This is a genomic window from Flavobacterium sp. KACC 22763, assembly GCF_028736155.1.
GTDB lineage: Bacteria > Bacteroidota > Bacteroidia > Flavobacteriales > Flavobacteriaceae > Flavobacterium.
Map to the genome: position 1 here is coordinate 274575 of NZ_CP117879.1, position 15242 is coordinate 289816.

Consider the following 15242-nt stretch of genomic DNA (forward strand, 5'->3'; position numbering starts at 1 on the left):
TATATTGAAAATAAATTTGCTTTGCTCTGGGTTTCTCCTTTCAGTTGAAATGACAAGATCGCGTTTTAAATAGAAAAACCTCCCATTCCTGAGAGGTTTTTTTATCAATTCAAGTTCTTATTAAACTTTCTTTTTTATCGTTGTTTTCGGTTTACGCTTTAGTTTTTCTAATAAAGCATCGGCTTTTGCATTTTCACAAATAAAACGCAACGATTCTGCGTAGCGGTAATAATATACAGGTTCTAAATCTGTGGTAAGAGAAAAAAGTTTGCTGTACCATTCGGCCGCCTTTTCGAGTTCGCAGTTTGTATACGATGAATTTCCTAGTTTTTGAAATAAGTCTACAGATTTGTAGCCTTTTGCTGCAACCCTTTCGTAGGTTTTTATAACATCGACATAGGCGTATTTTTCGCCGACTTTATCGGTTCTGTAATAGGTTTCATTTTGCGCAGCTGCACGAAATGAAAATACGATTAACAGTACTAAAATAGCTAGTTTTCTCTGCATAGGTTTTTAGTTTTGGTTGTGGTATTTAATCGTATTCATTAATTGTTTTTGAAAATCTTTTCACTGCAAGAAACAGTTATAAAAACAATTATAAACTTCACTTATTTATTTTTATTGTATGCTTAATGCAATTTTAGTGTACAAATATATGTAAATCAATAATATGAAGTAAGTTTAGACGATGTTTTGTAAATAAAACCTGTTATATTGCATTTTTAAAAGCAATTGATTTTAAATGCTTTGCAGATATTGGCAGGAAATGATTTGCAGCTTCATTTTATATAATAACTTTTATATAAGTAAAGAGTACCAAAATGACAATACAGGAATATCTGAATAGAATAGAGGCTTTGCACAATGAGAGAAACAAAATTACGCTTGCAAATGATGCAGATTTGGAATTTTGTATTCAACAAATAAAAGAAATCGATACTGAGTCATCTTTTTCTTTCGATGTTTTATTTCAAAAATCAGCTTCGGAAATAATAATTGTAAATAATGGTGCTATAAAAATCTTTGCAGATCATGTAGGGTTACTCTTTTTAGAAGAGGAAGAATCTGGAAATGTCTGTTTTGCCAACAGTGAAGAGGTGCGTCCGGAGTATCGACAGAGTTTCAAGCTGATAGATTTCTTAGATTATATTTATGCTTTTATGCATTCTTCTGTATATAGAGAATCGGAGAAAATAATTTTTTCATCAGTGGCTGCGTGTTTTTGGAAATTGGTAAAAATAGGCTCAAACGTTAGAAAAGAAAAAATTTGAAAACAAAAAAAGCAGCTCCTGGTACGAGCTGCTTTTCTAATTTTCAGGGCAAAAAATTAACGACGGAAAGATGGACTCTGGTTTACAGATTGGTCTAACTTTACAGTCTTAACTTTTTTCGCAGCGACTTTAATTTCGTGTTTTGCAACTTTGTCGTTTGCTTTCACTTCAAGAACATAAGTTCCAGCAGGAAAACTTTCTAAACTAATTGTTTTTGAAACTTCTAATTTGTCTGCTGCAGATTCTCCCGCATAAAGTAAGTTGTGATTCTCGTCGTAGATAGAGAAAGATGCATTTTGTACAGTGTCTAAAGTAAAGCTAACTACTTTTCCGTTTCCTGTTTTGATATTTAAAATGTAATCACCTTTTCCATCAATGGCGTAGGTAAACACAGTCGCTAAAAAAAAGGCAGCAACTAAACCAGCTTTGGTAAATTTTGTCATGTTTTTTTTAAATTGTTAATTACTAAATGTGGAACGCGTAAAACTACAAATACAAATTTAATTTTTAGCAATAAACAAGCATTTTTAAACGCTTAAGTTGTTGAATTGTAATTATTTCAGCATTTTGTTTGAACTATGTACGTAATTACTGGTCTTTTGGATTTATTTTTAGAAAACATTTTTTAACACTTAAAAATCAAATAGATGTAATTAATAAGAATAATTTTCAGAAAATGATTTTTGCCTATAATTTTACTCTTAGCATAAAACAAAAAAACAGCTCTATAACCACAAAGAGCTGTTTCTTAAAACGTAATTTTTAAATTTTCTAACCTCGATTTATACCTTTTTTGGGTGTATAAATTCTTAGCGCGCAGCAACACTTGAATTTTTAGCAAAACCAGCTTTATAAACCAATGAAACTGCATTTCTTGATAAAGATGCATTATCATCTATTGTAATTTCATATTTTGCTTTTTTCATGTTGTCTTCTACTTCTAAGAAATAAGTCCCTTCAGGAAATTCTTCTAGACTGAAAGTTCTTAAAATTCCATCTTTTCCAGATGCGCTTTCAGAATAAATTAAAGTTCCGTCCTTGTCATAAATAGCTAAATTGGCTTTCTGTACTTTGTTAAGTGCGAAAGTGATCAGTTTTCCATTAGCTTTTAATACATGAAGATTAAATTCTCCATTTCCATCAATTGCGTAAGTGCTTATTCCTGTGAAAAGCAACGCTGCTACTAAACTCAATTTTGCAATCTTTTTCATGGTACTTAGGTTTTAAATTATTAGTTCTAATTCTCTGATGCTAAATTACTTATGTATTACGTGAAAAAGCGCAACTGTATTTTCCTATTTCTATGCTATATTCTCATTTACGAAACCGTTATAGGTTAAAACGTGAATTATTTTTAATGTTTTTGTTAATTCGCTTATTATTTTTCAATGTTTTGCTTGGTTTTTAATTTACGTTGTGTTAAGGATTTATTTACAAAAAAGGTGCTATGATACTAAGGTTCTGAGTTTATCCTTAATGTTTAAATATTGGTCATAAATCTACTGCAGACAAAAAAAGCTTAGAATCTCAAAATCTTTCAAAAACTTACAACCTTAGCATCTTAGCGTCTCAGAACCTTAAGTAAAAAGCAAAAAAAAACAGCTCAATAACCACAAAGAGCTGTTTCTAAAACTTTTGAAAGTTTTTAAACTTACTAACTATCTAACCTCACTTTTATACTTTATGAAAGCATAAACTTTTTTAGCGTGTTGCCACACTTGTATTTTTAGCAAAATCTGCTTTGTAAACTGAAGAAACAGCGTTTTTAGATAAAACGGTTGAATCGTCAGTTATTGTGATTTCGTATTTTGCTTTTTTTGTATCGTTTTCTACTTCTAAGAAATAAGTTCCTTCTGGAAACTCTTCTAGACTAAAAGTTCTTAAAATTCCATCTTTACCTGAAGCGGTTTCAGAATAAATTAGAGATCCGTCTTTGTCATAAATAGCTAAGTTGGCTTTTTGTGTTTGGTTAAGACCAAATGTGATCATTTTACCATTAGCTTTAATAACATGCAGATTAAAATCTGCTGTTCCATCAATTGCATATGTGCTAATTCCTGTAAAAAGCAACGCTGCTACTAAACTCAATCTAATAATCTTTTTCATGGTATTTAGTTTTTAAATTAATAGTTCTAATTCTCTGATGCTAAATTACTTTAGTTGTAAGTAAAAAATCAATACTATATTTGCTGATTTCGATGCTATATTCTCATTTACGAAACCGTTATATGTTAAAATTTGAATTATTTTTATCGTTTTTGCCAAAACGCCTATTATTTTTCAACGTTTTTAATGATTTTTAATTTACAATGGCATAACGATTTCTTTAAAAAATGTAGGAAGTTTTGAAAGATGCTAAGGTTCTGAGATACTAAGATTCTAAGTTTTTATTTGGATTGTGTATTGTAACGCAAAGGGCGCAGAGGTCACGCAAAGTTCACAAAAATTGTTTTGAGTAAATTTTATAGAATAAAAAAGGTTCGCAAAGCTTTGCTAAAAAAAACTTTGCTAACTTTGCGAGAATCTTTGCGTGCTTTGCGGTAAAATCTTCGCAACCGAAAGTATAAAGCAAAAAAAACAGCTCAGTAACCACAAAGAGCTGTTTTTAAAACTTTTGAAAGTTTTTAACTTACTAACTATCTAACCTCACTTTTTATACTGTATTAGAGTATAAAGTTTTAAGTGCCGTGAAGAATTGCACTTAACCTTAATATTTTCTTAGTTAAGAGAAACAGTTCCTTTTGAAGACAAAACAGAACTATTAGCATTAACAGTGATATCGTATTTTACTTTTTTGAAGCTATCAGCAACTTCTAAAATATATTTTCCTTGTGGAAATTCTTCTAAACTGAAAGTTCTTAAGATTCCGTCTTTACCAGAAGCGTTTTCAGTATAGATTAAATTATTATTTGTATCATATATACTAATAACTGCTTTTTGCAATTGATTAATTCCAAAAGCAATTACCTTGCCATTTCCTTTTAACACGTGAAGATTTAACGTTTCATTGCCATCAATTGCATAAGTACTCATTCCTGTTAGAAGTACTGCACATACTAAACTTAATTTCATAATCTTTTTCATATTCTATAGTATTAAATTTTTTTTGTTCTTTTCTCTGATGCAAAGTTATAGCAGCATGTGTGGTATTTTAACATCTATATTTTCCAATTTATATGCTATATTCTCATTTACGAAACCGTTATATGTTAAAATTTGACTTTAATGTTGTGTTTTTGTTAATTTGATTGTTTTTATTCAAAGTTTTAAAAAAATGCATCACTTCTTAAAAAATCTATTTTTCTTACAATTTTTAGCATATTTATATAAAATCAGGTTTTAAATAAGATAAATAGAAAAAAAGTGAGGAAAAAAAATAAGACCCTAAAAAAAAGCGGATTTTGATATAAATTTTTCAGCGTTAAGAACGTTATTTTAATGTAAAATTCGCATTTACGAAACCGTTATAGGTTAAAATTTAAATTATTTTAGGTGATTTTGTTAAATTTGCTATTATTTTTTAAAGAAATTATCATGAAGACTATTGCCCCAGCTCTAGAAGTGATAACTAACTCATACGGAAGTTCTTTTACCTACACTAAACACGCCGAAAAGACCAATAGCAAAGCTCATTTATGGCATTATCATCCAGAAATTGAGTTGGTTTATATAAATGGCGGGGCTGGAAAAAGACAAATAGGAAGCCATGTTTCTTATTATACCAATGGTAGTTTACTTTTAATAGGAGCTAATTTGCCGCATTGCGGTTTCACAAATGAACAAACAGGAAATACAAATGAAACTGTTATTCATATAAAACCTGAATTTTTAGGAAGCGATTTTTTTGTAGCTCCCGAAATGAAAAAGGTGCAAAATATTTTGAAACAAGCTAAAGGAGGAATTGCTTTTGGAGGTGAAACGAAAAAGCGTATCGGAAAGAAAATTGAAATGATGGAAAACGAACCGCCATTTCAGAGGCTAATGACGCTGCTGAGTGTTTTAGACGAACTGGAATCTGCTGAGGAATATACCATTTTAAATGCAGACGGATTTTCGATGGAATTGCAGACTCAAGACAATGATCGTATGAATGTGGTTTTCAATTTTGTGAAAGATCATTTTCAGGAATCTATTTCTATAGATGAGGTTTCTAGTTTGGTAAGCATGACTACGCCATCTTTTTGCCGTTATTTTAAGAAGATTTCAAACAAAACATTTACGGAGTTTGTAAATGAATATCGTTTAGTGCATGCTTCAAAACTTTTGGCAGAACAGCCAATCAGTATTAATGAGGTTTGCTACGAGAGCGGTTTTAATAACTTCAGCCACTTTAGTAAATCATTTAAGCAATATACGGGTAAAAGCGCTTCGCAATACCGTCACGAGCATAAGATTATAATTAGCTAGTTTTAGCTTGAATTTTTTTAGCCACGAATTCACGAATTTTATTTATTATTAATTCGTGAATTCGTGGCTTTTTTTATTCCATGATTTACGCAAATTGTTATAAAGTAATTAGTGAAATTCATTTTGTATTAAGGTTATTTAATAAAATTCGTGAATTCGTGGCTATCTTTTTTTTTACTACAAAGCAGGTGGGATTTTTCATATATTTTATTCTGAAAAAAGTTATATTTACAAACCCTAATCAGAAAAAAAATATCAAAATGAAGAAATTTAAAATGCTATTGTCTGCATTTTTGCTTTGTCTTACCACCATGACATACGCTGCAAAAGTAGACACACTTCAAGTTGCCAGTACCGCAATGGGAAAAACTTATAAAGCTGCGGTAGTTTTACCAAATTCTTATGCGAAAAGCAAATCAACTTTTCCTGTAATGTATCTGCTGCATGGTGCATACGGACATTTTAGCGATTGGCTTAAAAATACTCCAAACAAAAAACTGGTTCACAATCTAGCAGACCAATATAATATGATTATTGTAATGCCAGAAGGAGAGACGTTTAGTTTTTATATTGATAGCCCTGTAAATAAAGAAAGTCAGTTTGAGACTTTTATTACGCAGGAAGTAATTCAAAAAGTCGACAAGACATACCGAACAATTGCCAATAAAAATGGAAGAGTAATCACGGGACTTTCTATGGGTGGCCACGGCGCTTTGTATTTGTCGGCTAGACATCCCGATTTATTTTGTGCTGCCGGAAGTATGAGTGGTGCTGTAGATATGAGTACGATGCTCAATAGAGATTCTTCGGCTCAAATCGTAAAATTAATGCAACCTGTTTTTGGTGATAAAAGTGGTAGTACTGAATTGTATGAGCAAAATTCTGTTTTAAGAATGGCTGATAAAATAAAAGCGAACAAATTGCCACTAATAATAGATTGTGGTGTAGACGATTTTTTGATTGAACCAAATAGAGAATTGCACAGAAGATTGGTTTACAATAAAGTTGATCATGATTATACAGAACGTCCTGGAGCTCATACATGGGATTATTGGGAAAACTCACTTCCGTATCACGCATTATTTTTTAATAAAATATTGCTTAAAACCAAAACGAAGTAATTGCGGAATTAATATTTTTTAAACAGTAAATATTATATTGTTTTATTTTGGAGTTATGTTTTTTAAGAAATTGATAAGAAAGACCTTTTGTTTTAAAAAATAAAAGGTCTTTTTTTATTTGTAAAAATCATTGCGTACTACTTTTCTTTCTTCTTACATTCCGTTCATCGATTATTTTTGAATGATATCGATTTTACGTCTTTTTAATGGATAGCAGTTGTGTTATTAACTAATTTTAACAAATGTTTTTCCCCCCTGATCGATAATGTCAGATTCATTTCTGAGGGTCAAGTCTTTTTTATAAGAGTTTTTTAGATTTTGTGCTTCATAACTTTTGAAGATGGTTTATTATTTACATGTAATTGCCAAATCTGCAAACTATCTGGTTTTTTGCTAATGTAATGGTATTCTAAATACTATTATTATGAAAAAAACTATTCTTTATCACATGAAGATTATACATGAATTATGTAAAATCTTTCGTTGTTCCTTTATTAATTTGGTTTTCCCAAATTTTAGTTTGGTGAAAATTATTGTGCACAAAAAGCATCAGTTTTTTTTGATGGTGCTTTTTATGCTATTTGCTTTCCAACCTTATTTGCATTCACAAGCCATATCTGGAGCAGCTGTACAAGCTAATTTTGGTATTGATGCAGATGTTTATGCAAACAAAGAACAATTTTTAGTTCCCCCAACGGTTTCTGGTATTTATGATGACTGGTTTTTTAGCTCTGCTTTTGCTAATGGAACCGGTCAAAATGTTATTGATCAGACTAATGCGGCGGGACTAAAAACATCAATCCAAGCTAATAATAATTTTACATTCGAAAAAAGAATGTCGAAACCCAAAAATACCATGGTTGGTAATTTTTTGTGGATTGATGCTGTTTATGGGCGTGATGGAAATTCAACGCAAAGTAACAACGATTCTAATACTTTTTCTGGAAATTCTAACAAGAATGGTGATAACCCGACAACTTGGGCTTTAGGTGCTGGTAGTATCCCTCAAAAAGATGATATTGTAGATGTTTACGGCTATTTAAGAAGAGACTTATCTCCAGCCGCATTAGCAATTAATCCTAATGGAGTTTTATGGGGATATGGAGGAGCGTCTAAAATTTCTTCAGATGGGAATTCACATTTTGATTTTGAATTTTTTAGAACAGAAGTAAGTTTTAACGGTAGCGCACTAGTGGGTACTGGTAGTCAAGCAGGACACACAGCCTGGACTTTTGATGCCACCGGAAAAATACTTGTCCCTGGTGACGTGCTTGTTGCCATCGATTTTGAAAATGGTGGAACAAAACCACTTGGTAGCGTAAGGGTTTGGATGTCTAGTGCTGATATCGCTAATTTTAACTCAAGACCTAACAGACCATTTGATCTTACTGGTGTTTTTGACCAAGGTAATGGTGCACCTCCTTACGGATATGCTGAAATAAAAGCAAAAGGAGGAGGTATACTTACAAATGTTTTTGCAGTTGTTAATGTATCGGCTGCTACATTAGGACCACCTTGGGGAACTTTAGAAGGTTCGCAAGCCTCTTTTCAGGATAATTATAAAGCTTTGCAGTTTACAGAGTTTGGACTTAATTTGACAGCGTTAGGACTGGATAGCCGAAATGTTAACCAAAGTCCTTGTTCAAATTTATTAGGTTCTCTGATCGTAAAAACAAGATCTTCATCTTCATTTACTGCAGAGTTAAAAGATTTTTCAGGGCCTTATTTATTCGGAAATATTACGGATGTAGCCGTAGTAGGTAATGTTAGTAACCCATTAACCTGTAATAATACAACGGCTACTTTAACAGCAACACCAACTCCTGCAAATGCAACTATAAAATGGTACGGGCCTTCACCTGATGGTATAGCCGATGGACCTTTTATACCAGGAAATGCGCCAGTTGTGTCTGTTAAGGGAGTTTATACGGTATATGCTTATACAAATTTAGAAGGCTGCTTTGCTAAAAAAACAGTCACAGTTCTTGAAAATAAAGAACCGCCAAATGTTAATGCAGGAGGTGATAAAGCTTTAACTTGTTTGATAACGTCAATAAAACTGTCGGGCTCATCAAGTACGCCTAATGCTACTTATTTATGGAGTACATTGGACGGAAATATTGTTTCAGATGGTACAACTCTGACACCAACTGTAGATAAGGCTGGAACTTATACATTAACAGTCACTGATCCTGTAAACGGATGTAAAAAATCAGATGATGTACTTGTAACAAATACTCCGCCAACACCTATTAATATAACTTGTCCTGAAGATAATATAAAAAGTTCTTGCTTTTATGCCGATCAGGCGGCAGTTAATGCAGCTTTTGAAATCTTTAAACAAGGTTTTACAGCTTCAGGAGGTAACGGAACTTTAGTGACTTCAGGATTAGAAAATTTAACTCCTCCACTTTTATGTGGTGGTACTGTAACGGTAAACTTCAAAGTTAAAGATGATTGCGGTTTAGAAAAATCATGTTCTGCAACCTTCACCATCACAGCCCCTGCGGCAGTGGCTCCTGAAGCTCCGACAGCAGTGAATGCTTCAGCCTGCGCGTATGCAGACCAGGCCGCATTGGATGCCGCATTTGAGACCTTCAAACAGGGCTTTAAGGTAAGCGGAGGATGCGATGCGAAAGGATCAATCCAAGGCAGTCCAGCTGCGCCAAAATTGTGCGATGGCGGAACAGTGACAGTCACCTATAAAGTGACCGACAAATGCTACGAGACCACCATCAGCCGTGACTTCACCATCACAGCCCCTGCAGCCGTAACCCCTGAAGCTCCGACAGCAGTGAATGCTTCAGCCTGCGCGTATGCCGATCAGGCCGCATTGGATGCCGCTTTCGAAACCTTCAAACAGGGCTTTAAAGTGAGCGGAGGATGCGATGCGAAAGGCGAGATCCAGGGCAGTCCAGCTGCGCCAAAATTGTGCGATGGCGGAACAGTGACAGTGACCTATAAAGTGACCGACAAATGCTACGAGACCACCATCAGCCGCGACTTCACCATCACAGCCCCTGCGGCAGTGACTCCTGAAGCTCCGACAGCGGTTAACGCTTCAGCCTGCGCGTATGCCGATCAGGCCGCATTGGATGCCGCATTCGAAACCTTCAAACAGGGCTTTAAAGTGAGCGGAGGATGCGATGCGAAAGGATCAATCCAAGGCAGTCCAGCTGCGCCAAAATTGTGTGACGGCGGAACAGTGACAGTTACCTATAAAGTGACTGACAAATGCTACGAGACCACCATCAGCCGTGACTTCACCATCACAGCTCCTGCAGCAGTGACTCCTGAAGCTCCGACAGCGGTTAACGCTTCAGCCTGCGCGTATGCCGATCAGGCCGCATTGGATGCCGCATTCGAAACCTTCAAACAGGGCTTTAAAGTGAGCGGAGGATGCGATGCGAAAGGATCAATCCAAGGCAGTCCGATGGCTCCGAAACTATGCGATGGAGGCACAGTGACAGTTACCTATAAAGTGACCGACAAATGCTACGAGACCACCATCAGCCGAGACTTCACCATCACAGCTCCTGCTGCAGTGACTCCGGAAGCTCCGACAGCAGTGAATGCTTCAGCCTGCGCGTATGCCGATCAGGCCGCATTGGATGCCGCTTTCGAAACCTTCAAACAGGGCTTTAAAGTGAGCGGAGGATGCGATGCGAAAGGAGTTATCCAAGGCAGTCCGATGGCTCCGAAACTATGCGATGGAGGCACAGTGACAGTGACCTATAAAGTGACCGACAAATGCTACGAGACCACCATCAGCCGTGACTTCACCATCACAGCCCCTGCGGCAGTGACTCCTGAAGCTCCGACAGCGGTTAACGCTTCAGCCTGCGCGTATGCCGATCAGGCCGCATTGGATGCCGCATTCGAAACCTTCAAACAGGGCTTTAAAGTGAGCGGAGGATGCGATGCGAAAGGCGAGATCCAAGGCAGTCCGATGGCTCCGAAACTATGCGATGGAGGCACAGTGACAGTCACCTATAAAGTGACCGACAAATGCTACGAGACCACCATCAGCCGAGACTTCACCATCACAGCTCCTGCGGCAGTGACTCCTGAAGCTCCGACAGCGGTTAACGCTTCAGCCTGCGCTTATGCAGACCAGGCCGCATTGGATGCCGCATTCGAAACCTTCAAACAGGGCTTTAAAGTGAGCGGAGGATGCGATGCGAAAGGAGAGATCCAAGGCAGTCCGATGGCTCCGAAACTATGCGATGGAGGCACAGTGACAGTCACCTATAAAGTGACCGACAAATGCTACGAGACCACCATCAGCCGAGACTTCACCATCACAGCCCCTGCGGCAGTGACTCCTGAAGCTCCGACAGCGGTTAACGCTTCAGCGTGCGCTTATGCAGACCAGGCCGCATTGGATGCCGCATTCGAAACCTTCAAACAGGGCTTTAAAGTGAGCGGAGGATGCGATGCGAAAGGATCAATCCAAGGCAGTCCGATGGCTCCGAAACTATGCGATGGAGGAACAGTGACGGTTACCTATAAAGTGACCGACAAATGCTACGAGACCACCATCAGCCGAGACTTCACCATCACAGCCCCTGCGGCAGTGACTCATGAAGCTCCGACAGCGGTTAACGCTTCAGCCTGCGCGTATGCAGACCAGGCCGCATTGGATGCCGCATTTGAGACCTTCAAACAGGGCTTTAAGGTAAGCGGAGGATGCGATGCGAAAGGATCAATCCAAGACAGTCCAGCTGCGCCAAAATTGTGCGATGGCGGAACAGTGACAGTCACCTATAAAGTGACCGACAAATGCTACGAGACCACCATCAGCCGTGACTTCACCATCACAGCCCCTGCAGCCGTAACCCCTGAAGCTCCGACAGCAGTGAATGCTTCAGCCTGCGCGTATGCAGACCAGGCCGCATTGGATGCCGCATTTGAGACCTTCAAACAGGGCTTTAAAGTGAGCGGAGGATGCGATGCGAAAGGAGAGATCCAAGGCAGTCCGATGGCTCCGAAACTATGCGATGGAGGCACAGTGACAGTCACCTATAAAGTGACCGACAAATGCTACGAGACCACCATCAGCCGAGACTTCACCATCACAGCCCCTGCGGCAGTGACTCCTGAAGCTCCGACAGCGGTTAACGCTTCAGCGTGCGCTTATGCAGACCAGGCCGCATTGGATGCCGCATTCGAAACCTTCAAACAGGGCTTTAAAGTGAGCGGAGGATGCGATGCGAAAGGATCAATCCAAGGCAGTCCGATGGCTCCGAAACTATGCGATGGAGGAACAGTGACGGTTACCTATAAAGTGACCGACAAATGCTACGAGACCACCATCAGCCGAGACTTCACCATCACAGCCCCTGCGGCAGTGACTCATGAAGCTCCGACAGCGGTTAACGCTTCAGCCTGCGCGTATGCAGACCAGGCCGCATTGGATGCCGCATTTGAGACCTTCAAACAGGGCTTTAAGGTAAGCGGAGGATGCGATGCGAAAGGATCAATCCAAGACAGTCCAGCTGCGCCAAAATTGTGCGATGGCGGAACAGTGACAGTCACCTATAAAGTGACCGACAAATGCTACGAGACCACCATCAGCCGTGACTTCACCATCACAGCCCCTGCAGCCGTAACCCCTGAAGCTCCGACAGCAGTGAATGCTTCAGCCTGCGCGTATGCAGACCAGGCCGCATTGGATGCCGCATTTGAGACCTTCAAACAGGGCTTTAAGGTAAGCGGAGGATGCGATGCGAAAGGATCAATCCAAGGCAGTCCAGCTGCGCCAAAATTGTGCGATGGCGGAACAGTGACAGTCACCTATAAAGTGACCGACAAATGCTACGAGACCACCATCAGCCGTGACTTCACCATCACAGCTCCTGCGGCAGTAGTTCCTGTAGCGCCAGATCCGTTTAGCGCTTCCGCCTGTGCTTATGCCGACCAGGCTGCAGTAAATGCTGCCTTTGAAATCTTCAAACAAGGCTTTAGCGTAAGTGGCGGTTGTAATGCAAAAGGTGCATTTGTAGGTAATCCGGTAGCACCAAACTTATGTCAGGGTGGAACTACCAGTGTAAGTTACATGATCACTGATAAATGTTACACTACTACAATCAGTAGAAGTTTCACTATTACCGCTCCTGCAGCCGTAACTCCTGAAGCTCCGACAGCGGTTAACGCTTCAGCCTGCGCTTATGCCGACCAGGCCGCATTGGATGCCGCTTTCGAAACATTCAAACAGGGCTTTAAAGTAAGCGGAGGATGCGATGCGAAAGGAGTTATCCAAGGCAGTCCAGTTGCACCAAAATTATGCGAAGGAGGAACAACAACAGTTACCTATAAAGTGACTGATAAATGTTATGAAACTACAATTAGCAGAGACTTCACTATTACTAAAGTTAACTTGCTTAATGTTTCAAGTCCTCCAAATAAAACAGTTGTTTGTGGTGAAGATGCAGATGCAGCATTTGTAGCATGGATTGCTGGATTTAAATTCACGGGAGGATGTGCTGGAAATGTTCAGGCAACAGATTTATCTCAATTTGTGAAACCTCAGATTGGAACGGCATTAGTTATAGAATATGTTGTTTCAAACAATTGTGAAACGATTAAAAAAGTTTCAACATTTTTGATCACTCCATGTACAACTCCAATTTGTACATACACTCAAGGAGCTTACGGAAATGTTGGAGGTATGGCCTGTGTAGGAGGACAATCTTATACAACTAAAGCTCTTATTGCGAAAGCATTAAGTGCTTATCCAGGAGGAACAATGACAATTGGTTTAGTTGGAAAATCTGTATTAGTATCTAATAATCAAGCTGATATTAATGGTGTGATAGCAGTTTTACCAGGAGGAGGAGCGAGTAAAGTGTTAGCAAATGGAAATCCTCATATTGGTGCATTGCCTGCATCATACCTTAAAAAAGGGAAACTTGATAATACCTTATTGGCCCAAACTATTACTTTAGGACTTAATTTAGGTATTGATAGTGAGTTGAGTAAATTCAAATTGCAAGCAGGTATATTGGCAGTTGCTCAACCTGAAGGCGGTTGCGGATCTAAAACTCCAAAAGCGCGTTCTTGTAATCCTGACGGAACAGTAAGTAATGAATACAAATATTACACTATTCCGAACAATGTGGTTAGTAAACTGGCTGGAGATAAAACAGTCGGTGATTTGTTTAACTTGGCTAATCAAGCATTAGGAGGCGGAAACACTTACGGACTTTCTCTTTCTGATATTGCAAGCTTAGTAGATTTGATAAACAATGCATTTGATGAATGTAGAATCGCAATAGGATACAATATTCAACCGCTTGCTTGTGGAGCTACTCAACAATCAATAGTTACTCAGACACCTACTACTCAGGAAACAACTGTAGTAGAAAGCAGTGCAAAAGAAAGTAAAAAACCTGGTTTTGATGCTTATCCTGTTCCATTCAAAAATTACATTACCATTCGCTATAACTTTGATTATGCGACCGATGTCAAAATTGAATTGTTTGATCTATCAGGAAAACTGTTATCTTCTAAAACAGATACAGATGCCCATTTAGGAAAAGAATATAACTTTAATATCGATTTCTATGTAGGTAAATTCCAAGTTTACATTTTACAAATTACGACTAACAGAGGCAGTAGTACTAAAAAAGTCATTTCTGCTGGTAATTAAATTTATTTATAAATCTTATTTAAAGCATCCGTTAAAAGCGGGTGCTTTTTTTTTTGAAAATTATTTTTTCTTTTTATCCTTTAATTATTAGTGTTTTACGAGTAAGACGATTTGTTAAATATCAGTGAGATTGAAAAAAAATAGAGGAAAAATCATGTTTTTCTTTTTTTTGGTTTAATTTTTGGAATACCTTTATAGTATAATCCTTAAAAAAAAAATAATTATGAAAAAGATACTTACCTTATTTGCAGTTATCGGTTTAATTGCATTCTCTAGCTGTGAAGGGCCAGAAGGGCCTCCAGGACCGGAAGGACTTCCAGGACCTGTTGCTGAAGTTTTTGAACTTCAAAATGTAAATTTTGATTATAATGTTGATGATGGCTATAATATTTATAGAAAATTAACTCCAAATATTGTGGACTCAGATGTTATTTTGATTTACAGATTGTCAGGATTAATTAATTCTACAACTCCAATTTGGCAACAAATTCCAAGAACACTTTATCTGTCTCAAGGAGAGCTTGATTATGATTTTGATTTTAGTAGAACAGATTTTACAATCTATGCGGGAGGAACTTATGACTTGGCTTTAACTCCTGATCTTATTAGAAATCAAACTTTTAGAATTGTAATTGTTCCAGGTGATTTTTCAACAACAGGTAAATCTGTTAGCAAGCCTGATTATTCAGATTATAATGCAGTTATCAAGAAATATAACATTGACGATAGTAATGTTAAACAATTAAATTAATTTTTGAAGTTAATTAAAATATAAAAAAAAGGAAATCTTAC

The 15242-nt window shown here is 37.5% G+C and carries 10 protein-coding genes; 5 read left to right on the forward strand and 5 right to left on the reverse strand.

Features of this window, described 5'->3' with window-relative positions:
* Positions 1-120: 120 nt before the first annotated feature.
* Positions 121-507: a flagellar motor protein MotB gene (locus PQ463_RS01240; protein ID WP_274255927.1), complete on the reverse strand. Its 387-nt coding sequence runs from the start codon at positions 505-507 to the stop codon at positions 121-123.
* Positions 508-821: 314 nt separating this feature from the next.
* Between PQ463_RS01240 and PQ463_RS01245 the strand changes: the two genes are divergently transcribed.
* Positions 822-1271, forward strand: coding sequence for a hypothetical protein (locus PQ463_RS01245; protein ID WP_274255928.1), 450 nt, complete (start codon positions 822-824; stop codon positions 1269-1271).
* A 56-nt stretch (positions 1272-1327) separates the two neighbouring features.
* On the opposite strand, the gene PQ463_RS01250 is transcribed toward PQ463_RS01245, so the two are convergent.
* From PQ463_RS01250 to PQ463_RS01265, 4 genes are all read right to left on the reverse strand, one after another.
* The gene (locus PQ463_RS01250) at positions 1328-1714 is read right to left on the reverse strand and encodes a T9SS type A sorting domain-containing protein (protein WP_274255929.1); all 387 of its coding nucleotides are present in this window, start codon (positions 1712-1714) and stop codon (positions 1328-1330) included.
* 366 nt (positions 1715-2080) lie between these two features.
* Positions 2081-2482, reverse strand: coding sequence for a T9SS type A sorting domain-containing protein (locus PQ463_RS01255; protein ID WP_274255930.1), 402 nt, complete (start codon positions 2480-2482; stop codon positions 2081-2083).
* Between the two features lie 490 nt (positions 2483-2972).
* Positions 2973-3377, reverse strand: a complete 405-nt coding sequence (locus PQ463_RS01260) for a T9SS type A sorting domain-containing protein (protein WP_274255931.1) — start codon at positions 3375-3377, stop codon at positions 2973-2975.
* Between the two features lie 612 nt (positions 3378-3989).
* Positions 3990-4355, reverse strand: a complete 366-nt coding sequence (locus PQ463_RS01265; RefSeq protein WP_111422210.1) for a T9SS type A sorting domain-containing protein — start codon at positions 4353-4355, stop codon at positions 3990-3992.
* Positions 4356-4805: 450 nt separating this feature from the next.
* Between PQ463_RS01265 and PQ463_RS01270 the strand changes: the two genes are divergently transcribed.
* The 4 genes from PQ463_RS01270 to PQ463_RS01285 all read left to right on the forward strand — a co-directional run bounded on the left by PQ463_RS01270 (position 4806) and on the right by PQ463_RS01285 (position 15201).
* Positions 4806-5678, forward strand: a complete 873-nt coding sequence (locus PQ463_RS01270) for an AraC family transcriptional regulator (protein WP_274255932.1) — start codon at positions 4806-4808, stop codon at positions 5676-5678.
* 260 nt (positions 5679-5938) lie between these two features.
* On the forward strand, positions 5939-6799 hold the full coding sequence (locus tag PQ463_RS01275; protein ID WP_274255933.1) for an alpha/beta hydrolase: 861 nt from the start codon (positions 5939-5941) through the stop codon (positions 6797-6799).
* A gap of 424 nt (positions 6800-7223) precedes the next feature.
* Positions 7224-14450 carry a T9SS type A sorting domain-containing protein gene (locus PQ463_RS01280; protein WP_274255934.1) on the forward strand — a complete coding sequence of 2409 codons (7227 nt, stop codon included), beginning with the start codon at positions 7224-7226 and terminating at the stop codon, positions 14448-14450.
* A gap of 223 nt (positions 14451-14673) precedes the next feature.
* The gene (locus PQ463_RS01285; protein WP_274255935.1) at positions 14674-15201 is read left to right on the forward strand and encodes a hypothetical protein; all 528 of its coding nucleotides are present in this window, start codon (positions 14674-14676) and stop codon (positions 15199-15201) included.
* Positions 15202-15242: the final 41 nt, after the last annotated feature.